The organism is Kitasatospora sp. NPDC085895, from assembly GCF_040702125.1.
GTDB lineage: Bacteria > Actinomycetota > Actinomycetes > Streptomycetales > Streptomycetaceae > Kitasatospora > Kitasatospora arboriphila.
In genome coordinates this window covers 1-8,693 of record NZ_JBFBJY010000155.1, presented here as the reverse complement: position 1 = coordinate 8,693, position 8,693 = coordinate 1, and the positions used below count along the sequence as shown (strand labels likewise).

Genomic DNA, 8,693 nt, shown 5'->3' with positions numbered 1-8,693 from the left:
GCCGATGGCGACCTGGTTGGCGCCGTAGAGGGCGGGCCAGCCGCCGGGCAGGTCGAGGGTCTGGGCGATGCCGTCGAGGGTGTCGCCGTCCTGCAGAGGTAGGCGCGGGCACTGTCGGGACCGCCGCGCCACTGGGCGGAGTCGGGACCCCAGGGGCCTGCCGTGTGGTGGGGGAAGGAGGAGTCGAACCAGAGCAGACCCTGCGCGCTGACGCGGGCGATGTTGCGTAAGTGGTCGGTGCCGTCCCGCCACCAGCGCCGGTCGTCGACCGCGGCCTGGCGCAGTAGGGCCTCGCGCTGCCGGGCGGCAGAGGCGGCCAGTAGTTCCTGTGAGACGAGCAGGCGGGCGACGTCGGCTGCTTCCTGGTCGAGCTCTGGGGCGTGAGCGTAGGCCTGGTCGGCGGACGGGCTGTCGAACGTGAGGTGAGTGGTCATCGGACCTTCCATGGGAGGGGACGGGGCTTCTTATGCTGGCGCACCGTGCTGCTCAACCAGAAACCCGTCAGTCGGGGCGCCCCGCAGTGAGACGGATCAATGGGACTGGTCGCTCGGCGCGCCGGGGTTTTGCCTGATCTGCCAGCACGATCGGCTCACCGCGGTGAGGTTGAGTACATGTCACTCACGATCGGTGTGGGTGTTTCGTGTGATGGTGGGTGGGCGGATGTGAGCTGATCCCCCTCTGCTCGCGCGTGTGGCGGTGTGACCGGGACCCCCGTGCCCGGTTGCATCGCCTTTCACTGTCCGTGGTGCGGCGCGCGCCGGGGGAGCGCCGGCAGCGGGGTACTGCCGGAGCGCCGAACAGGGCTGTCGACCGGACTGGGGCATGGTGGGGCATGGCCCGGCTCGGCCGGCGACGGCTGTGGCAGGTCGCGGGCCCGTGCTGCTGTCAACGACGGGTTCCGTGGTCTGCCCGGTCGGCTGCTTCACCGGCTGACCTCACCGTGGAACACCGGGCAGCGGGCCGCACGGGACGGGGCTTGTGCCGGCATCGGGCAGGACAGCATGGGCCCCGGCCGGTGGGATGGGGTCGACCGGCCTGCCTGCGGGTGCTGCTTTTCGCTACGCTCGGTGTCCGGTCGTGGAGTCGTCTGGAGAGTGTGGGTTTCCGTTCGTGGCAAGGGTTCTGCGTGTCATCGAGGTCCCCGACGAGGCCGTCCCCGACACCGGCATGCCCGGCGGCCACGCCCCGGACGCAGCGTCGGCGGTCATGGCTCCTGACCGGCTTGCGGAGCTGGCCGGCTGCGCCGCGGTGTTCCTGCCCGAGGATCCGCCCCGGCTGGGCCGGGTGGCGTTCTGCCACACCGATGCCTCCGCCTCGCCCGCCTCCTGGCCTGGTGCGAACGGCCGGCTCACGGTGGTGCGGCCGCACGGCAGTTCGGTGCGCCGCCGCGAGGTCCCGGCCACGATCGTGCCGCTTCCGCAGGCCCTCGCGCCTCTTGTCCATGCGCGTCGTGTGCCGGGTGCCGATCCGGCGGCCGCGTTCTGGGGTGCGGCGGCCGTTCTCGCGCTGCAGCTGCTGGCCCGTGGCCGGCTCCTGCCCGGCGTCAGTCCGCAGGGCTTCGACGCCTGGCGGATCGGCCCGTACGACCCGGACGATGCCCGCAGGGTGCGGGAATTGGCGGCGGCGATGCCGCCCGAGGCCCGGGCGATCCCGCTGCCCGGGGTGACACCGCTGCAGCTGCCGGCGGCCGAACCGCTGCTGCGGGCCTTCCTCGACGCGATCGCCGACACACTGCCGCGCACTCCCGCCGCGCAGCTGGCCGTCGGCGGTGCACCGTGGGCGGCCAGGGCGCCGCAGCATGTTCCCGAGCAGCGCGCCTGGGCGGACCAGGTAGCCGCAGGCCTGGATACTGGTGTGCGGGTGTCCCTGCGCCTGGAACTCCCCACCCCGGCCGACTTCGGCGACGACGAGTGGGACTGGGACGACACCGACGACCTGGGCGTCCCGGACGGCCCGGATGCCCGGGCTGCCGGTGACGACCCATGGGACGGCGGGACCAGGGACGGCCTCTTTCGGGCGGTCGTTCAGTTGCACAGCCTGGGCGAGGCCACGCTGGTCACGGATGCCGCCGACATCTGGACGGGCCGCTCCCCGGCCGCGAGCGTTTTCGGCCCCCGGGCGAAGATCGACACCCTGCTGGCGCTGCGCCGCGCCGCCCGCTCCTGGCCGCCGCTGGGCCGGCTGCTGACCGCCGCCGCCCCGACCGGGCTGGACCTGTCCGACACCGAGGTGCAGGACCTCCTCGGCCAGGCCGCCACCGACCTGGCCGCGGCCGGCATCCAGGTCCACTGGCCCAAGGAACTGGCCCGCGACCTGCTCGCCCACGCCGTGATCGAACCCGCCGAGCGGGCCGCCTCCGACCTGCCCTCCCTCCTGGACACGGACACCCTGCTCACCTTCCGCTGGCAGCTGACCATCGGCGGCCACCAACTCACCCCCACCGAACTCGACCGCCTCGCCGAAACCCAACGCCCCCTGGTACGGCTGCGCGACCAGTGGGTGGTGATCGACCCCGAGGCGCTGCGCCGGGCCCGGGAGCGCCAGGCCCGCACCCTCACTCCCGTCGAGGCCCTGGCCGCGGTCCTGGCCGGCAGCACCCAGGCCGATGGCGAACGGGTCGAGGTCACCGCCGGCGGCTGGCTCGCGAAGCTGAAAGAGCGACTGGCCGACCCGGAAGCCACCGCCCGCCGCACCCCACTCGAGCCCCCGGCCGCGCTCCGGGCGACGCTACGGGACTACCAGCTGCGCGGCCTGACCTGGCTGAACCAGATGACCTCCCTCGGCCTGGGCGCCTGCCTGGCCGACGACATGGGCCTGGGCAAAACCATCACCCTGATCGCCCTGCACCTACACCGCCAAACCACCCCCGCCACCGCCGGACCCACCCTCGTCATCTGCCCGACCTCGCTGCTCGGCAACTGGCAACGCGAGATCGAACGCTTCGCCCCCAACACCCCCGTGCGCCGCTTCCACGGCCCCACCCGCACCCTGGACGACCTCGCCCCCGACGAAGTGGTTCTCACCACCTACGCCACGATGCGTCTGGACACCGAACACCTCACCCACACCGGCGCCGGTGCTGGTGCCGGCACACACACCGCCACCAGCACCAGCACCGGTGCCGGCGCTGGTGGCGGCGCATGGGGGCTGCTGGTCGCGGACGAGGCGCAGCACGTCAAGAACCCGTACTCCGCCACCGCCAGGGCCCTGCGCACCATCCCCACCCGGGCCAAGGTCGCCCTCACCGGTACCCCGGTCGAGAACAATCTCTCCGAACTGTGGGCCCTGCTCGACTGGACCACTCCCGGCCTGCTGGGCCCCCTCAAGTCCTTCCGCGACAGCTACGCCCGCGGTGCGGAAAGCGGCCAGGACCCTGATGCCGCGGACCGGCTCGCCCGTACCGTACGCCCGTTCCTGCTGCGCCGCCGCAAGTCCGATCCCGGGATCGCCCCGGAGCTCCCGCCGAAGACCGAGACGGACCGTGCGGTCGCGTTGACGAAGGAGCAGATCGCCCTGTACGAGGCGGTGGTCCGCGAGACCATGGCCGCAATCGCACAGAACACCGGCATCGCCCGGCGCGGCCTGGTGGTCAAGCTGCTCACCGCCCTGAAGCAGATCTGCAACCACCCCGCCCAGTATCTGCGCGAGAGCGGCGGCAAGATCGCCGGACGGTCCGGGAAACTCGAGCTCCTCGACGAACTCCTGGACACGATCCTTGCCGAGGACGCCTCCGTGCTGGTCTTCACCCAGTACGTGGCGATGGCCCGCCTGATCGAGGCACACCTTGCGGCACGCGGGGTGCCGGTCCAGTTCCTGCACGGCGCCACCCCGGTGAAGCAGCGCGAGGAGATGGTGCAGCGCTTCCAGGACGGCCACGTGCCGGTGTTCCTGCTCTCGCTGAAGGCGGCCGGCACCGGCCTGAACCTGACCCGCGCCGGGCATGTGATCCACTTCGACCGGTGGTGGAACCCGGCGGTGGAGGACCAGGCCACCGACCGGGCGTACCGGATCGGGCAAACGCAGCCGGTGCAGGTGCACCGCATGATCACGGAAGGCACCGTGGAGGACCGCATCGCCGACATGCTCAAGCGCAAGAAAGCACTCGCCGACGCCGTGCTGAGCGGCGGCGAGGCCGCGTTCACCGAACTGAGCGACGCAGAACTCGCCGATCTCGTCCACCTGCGGGTGAGCACCCGATGAGCCGCCCGACCAAACAGCCAGCAAGCCGCGCAAGAAAGATCACCGACGGCCGCACCCGCGTCTTCCCGCCGCTGCCGCCGGCCCCGGGACGCCGCTCGTTCGCCGCATCCTGGTGGGGCAACGCCTGGGTCCAGGCCCTGGAAGGCCCGCAGCGCTCCGCCACCGGACGCCTGGCCCGCGGCCGTACCTACGCGCGGGCCGGCAACGTCGGCGAGATCACCGTCACCCCCGGCCGGGCATCCGCCCGCGTCCAAGGCAGCCGCCCCACCCCCTACCGCACCTCCATGACCATCCCCCAACTCACCGACCGCGACTGGGACCTCCTCCTCGACACCGCGGCAGGCCAGGCCGGACACATCGCCGCCCTCCTCGACCACGACATGCCCACCGCGCTGGCCGACGACGCCGCCCGCGCCGGCGTGCGACTCCTCCCCACACCAGGCGAACTGGTCCCCGACTGCTCCTGCCCCGACTGGGGCTACCCCTGCAAACACGCCGCCGCCGTCTACTACCAGGTCGCCCGCCTCCTCGACGAAGACCCCTTCGTCCTGCTCCTGCTGCGCGGACGCGGCGAGAGCGAACTCATGGACGACCTCCAGCGCCGCAACGCCGCCCAGGCCGCGGCCGAAGACACCCCACCCGCGGCCACCCCATCGCCCTCCGCACCGCAAGGCGTGTCCGCCCGGGAGGCCTTCGCCGCAGCCCGCAACAGGATCCCGCCGCTCCCCGCCCCGCCGGCCCCGGTCGGACAGCCCGGAAAGGCCCCGCAGTTCACCGACGCGGGCGACCCCATGCCGGGCGTCGACCCGACCGCCCTCGAGTTCCTGGCCGCCGACACCGCCGCCCGCGCGGCCCGCCTGCTCCACCACGCACTCCAGTCCCTCCACAACACCAGGCCGAGCGACGCCGACGCCACCTGGACCGAGCCCAGCGTGGGCGAAGACCTGCTCCGGCTCGCCGCAGCCGCGCCCCCACCCCACGTCCTCGCCCGCCTGGCCGAGGGCGGCGGCCGCACCCCCGAAGAACTCACCCGGGCGGCACAGGCCTGGCACTACGGCGGCCCGTCCGCCCTGCCGGTTCTCGACGGGACCTGGGACCCCGACCCCCGGCAGATCGCCGCCGCCCGCGACACGATCAAGCAGGCATGGGAGGGCGAACGGCCCCCCCCGCCCTGCGCGCCAACCGCAACCGGCTCACCGTCATCGGCCACCACGCCCAACTACGCCTGGGCACCGACCGGCGCTGGTACCCCTATCGCAAGCACCACGGCACCTGGTGGCCCGCCGGCCACGCCGCCCCCGACCCGGCGACCGCACTGACCGACCTGCTCACCGATTGAACAGCCCGGAGCAGGCCTACCAGCCGACCCCCAACGCCTCCAGCTGCCCGCGCTGTTCGGCGCCGAGCTTGTCCCGCCTGGCCTTCGTGTTGTTCCACCAGACCCCCAGCGACAGCCCCTCCGCGGTCTTGAACCCGCGCGGCACCTTCGCATGCCCCTCCCGCTCCACGAACTCCGCCAGCGCGGTCAGGTGGAGCTGGAAGCGGTCCGCGCGGGAGGTCTTCGGCTTCGCCTTCGCCGCGGCCTTCGCCGCGACGAGCTCCGGGTCCGCCTCGATGCCGATCGCGGTCAGCAGGTCCTGCTGGTCCGGCTCGAGGCCGGGCCAGCCGCCGCGCTGCGCGACGACCCAGCGGCCGAGCTGCTCACCCTCGAACACCGTCTCCTCCGGCAGCTGCGCCCAGTCCACGCGGCCGTCCAACTCCAGCCACCACAACCTGGCCACCGCGTAGGCGCGCTGCCAGACGATCGGCCAGGCCGGACACCAGAAGGGGTCGATCCCCTCCAACGCGGCCCGCCGCTCCGCCGCCAACGCCCCCGGCTCCCCGGCTGGCACCTGGGCGGCCGCCCGCAGTTCTGACAGCCAGGTGCCGATCGCGTACCCGCCGACAGACGCCCGCGCCGGCGCGGCCAACGACCCGCCGTGCTCCTTCGCCCAGACCCGCGCCCAGGCCAGGCCGGCCTTGAACCGCGCGTCGGACACGGACCAGATCATGCCGAGCGCATCCAGCATCTCCACCCGATGACGCGCCAATTCACCTGCGGCATGCTCGGAACGCCTGTCTGACACCCATTTGCCAAGCGGAAACTTTCCCTCTTCTCCGACCATTTCCGAATAGGGAACGTCGAGGCCGCCCGTTTCCTTAAACCAACGCCGAGCGTGGTTGATGCCTTCCCGCCAGTACTGATTCTCCCCCTTCAGCACCCGGGAGGCGATGAACAGCGCCAGCACGTTCTCGTCCACCGGCGTCTGGAACCGCACCGGCAGCGTGAATGCACCCGACCCACCCTCACCTGACCCGCACTCACCAGGCAACATGACAGCCTCGGCGCTGCGCCCCTTCGTGTGGTGGCCGGACTGCTGGGGCACCGCGAGGGCCTCCACCACGCGCTCGTCGTGGCTGCGGAGCGCAGTCAGGATTCGAACAAGTGGTCCATAGCTGTCCGACTCCAGAATGTCCCCGGGCTCCTCTCCGTGCGCCAGGAAAATGGGCACGATAAGGCTCGCTGTCTTGCCCTCGCCAGGCTTGATCCGCAGCGCCCGGCCGATGGCCTGGACGATATCCACCATGCTGCCCCGGCCGTTGAGTACAACCGAATCTGCATTCGGGATGTCCATGCCCTCGCCGAGAATACGGCACTGGGACACGATCCGATGGCGTAGGCCGTCGTCCTCCTCGCTCTCCCCGAACCCGCGGATGACGTCTTTGCGGAAGTCCACGTCGTGCTCGCCGGACAGCCACTGCGCCCACACTTCGGCCGGGTATTTCTGCGGGTTCTCGACGTGCAGCTTTTCGACGGTCTGGTTGAACGTCTCGGAGAAGTAGCGGGCTTCGAGCGTGCGGTTGTGGAACGTGATGCACCGTTGCAGGTTCCGCTCGACGACGGTTTTGATCAGTCCGGCCTGGATCGCGGCGAGGTGCGCGGCCGGCACCTCGTCCTCGCTCCCGTCGGGGGCCTCGCCGACCCCGGGCCCGAACGGCACGCCCTGCCGCTCGGTGCCGGTGCGGTCGGCCCGCGGCTCGCGCAGCTCCAGCACCACCACCTCGAACGGCGCCAGCAGCTTCCGGTCGATGGCCTCCGCAAGGCCCAGGGTGAACACCTGGGGGCCGTAGACGCGCTGGTCGTCCATGGACACCGCGAACTCCTCCGGGAGCGGCTGACGGGCATCCTCACGCCGCCTCATGGCCGCACTTGGCGGCGCCCAGATCCGCGGGGTCGCGGTCATGTACAGCCGGCGCTCCGCCGGAATCTCGGCCTGCTCGTGGACGATGGTCCAGCTCTTCTCGATGCTGCCGGACGACCGGTGGGCCTCGTCGCAGACCATCAGGGCCAGCGGCGACAGCAGCTCTCCCTGGCGCTCGGCCCAGAACCTGTAGGCGTCCGCGACAGCGCCGACCGAGGCGTACGTGGCGAACAGCGTGACCGGCCGGCGGCGAGCGGCCGCCTGGTCCAGCCACATGCCGATCATCAGCGGACTGGTCGTCGCCTTCACCCCGTAGGGCAGCTCCGAGTCGATCAGCGAGCAGATCGCGTACATCTCCCCGGACCGGCCGACGGCCCGCCAGGAGCCGATCATCTGCAGCAGCAGGTCCAGGGTCGGCACCACCACCAGCACCGCCCCGTGCGGCGCCAGCTTCTGCCCCGCCGCCGCCCCCACGAACGACTTCCCGGAGCCGGTGGCCATCTGCACCGTGACCCGAAGCCCACCCGACGGCAGCGGCCGCCCAGGACGGGCCGTCAGGCCCCGCACGATGGCCTCCAGCGCCTCCTCCTGGTGCCCCCGCAGCGAGACGCCGGCGGAGCTCCGAACGGCCGTCAGACCCGGCATTACGGCATCCACGAGAATGTCCTCCCCCTATCGATGGCCGGGGTCCGCACACGGGACCACGCGGGAAATGATGACAGTGCCCTACTGATACATCCGGAAGACCGGCCAACGAGCGAACACGGCAGGAATCCCATTCCGGCCGAATCTATCATCCGGCAGGATATCGGCAGCCGGTCAAGAATCCCGCCGGACACCCGAATTTCCCGGGTCGGGATCCCCGTTTCGACGGGATCTACTGACGGTGCATAGTTGATACACCGGGGCTCGTTGCTCACTCCGCCAGGGTAGCGCACCCCACCCGCCGCGGAGTGCAAACACCGGCCTAGACCGTGGGCTAGGCCAATCCAGCAGGAGTGAAGCCGACCCGCACGCACCCCCCACGCCGCGCCCCTACCCCACCTCAGTCATCACCCCAGCTCAAGCCCATGAACAGTGCTCAGCCACCCGGGCCGCCGAAGCGAAGCGGAGCGGCCCCGGGAGGGGAGCGAAGCGGACCGACCCGGCCCGGCAAAGCCGGGCCGGCCTGACCGAAGGTCAGGCCACGGACACGCGGAGCGGGTCCGCCCACCCGCCGAAGGCGGGTGGCGAACGGAGGGCCGAAGGCCC

3 protein-coding genes are annotated in these 8,693 nt (G+C 71.7%); 2 read left to right on the top strand and 1 reads right to left on the bottom strand.

Annotated elements, in window-relative coordinates; translation table 11 throughout:
• Positions 1–1,206 precede the first annotated feature (1,206 nt).
• Together AB0442_RS40790 and AB0442_RS40785 are read left to right on the top strand one after the other, a co-directional pair.
• Positions 1,207–4,200: a DEAD/DEAH box helicase gene (locus tag AB0442_RS40790; protein ID WP_366168588.1), complete on the top strand. Its 2,994-nt coding sequence runs from the start codon at positions 1,207–1,209 to the stop codon at positions 4,198–4,200.
• Positions 4,197–5,519, top strand: coding sequence for an SWIM zinc finger family protein (locus AB0442_RS40785; protein WP_366168586.1), 1,323 nt, complete (start codon positions 4,197–4,199; stop codon positions 5,517–5,519). The genes AB0442_RS40790 and AB0442_RS40785 overlap by 4 nt, the downstream gene beginning before the upstream one ends.
• Before the next feature lie 36 nt (positions 5,520–5,555).
• Here AB0442_RS40785 and AB0442_RS40780 read toward each other — a convergent pair whose 3' ends face one another.
• A complete protein-coding gene (locus tag AB0442_RS40780; RefSeq protein ID WP_366168585.1) occupies positions 5,556–8,099 on the bottom strand; it encodes a Helicase associated domain protein in 2,544 nt (847 codons plus the stop codon).
• Positions 8,100–8,693: the final 594 nt, after the last annotated feature.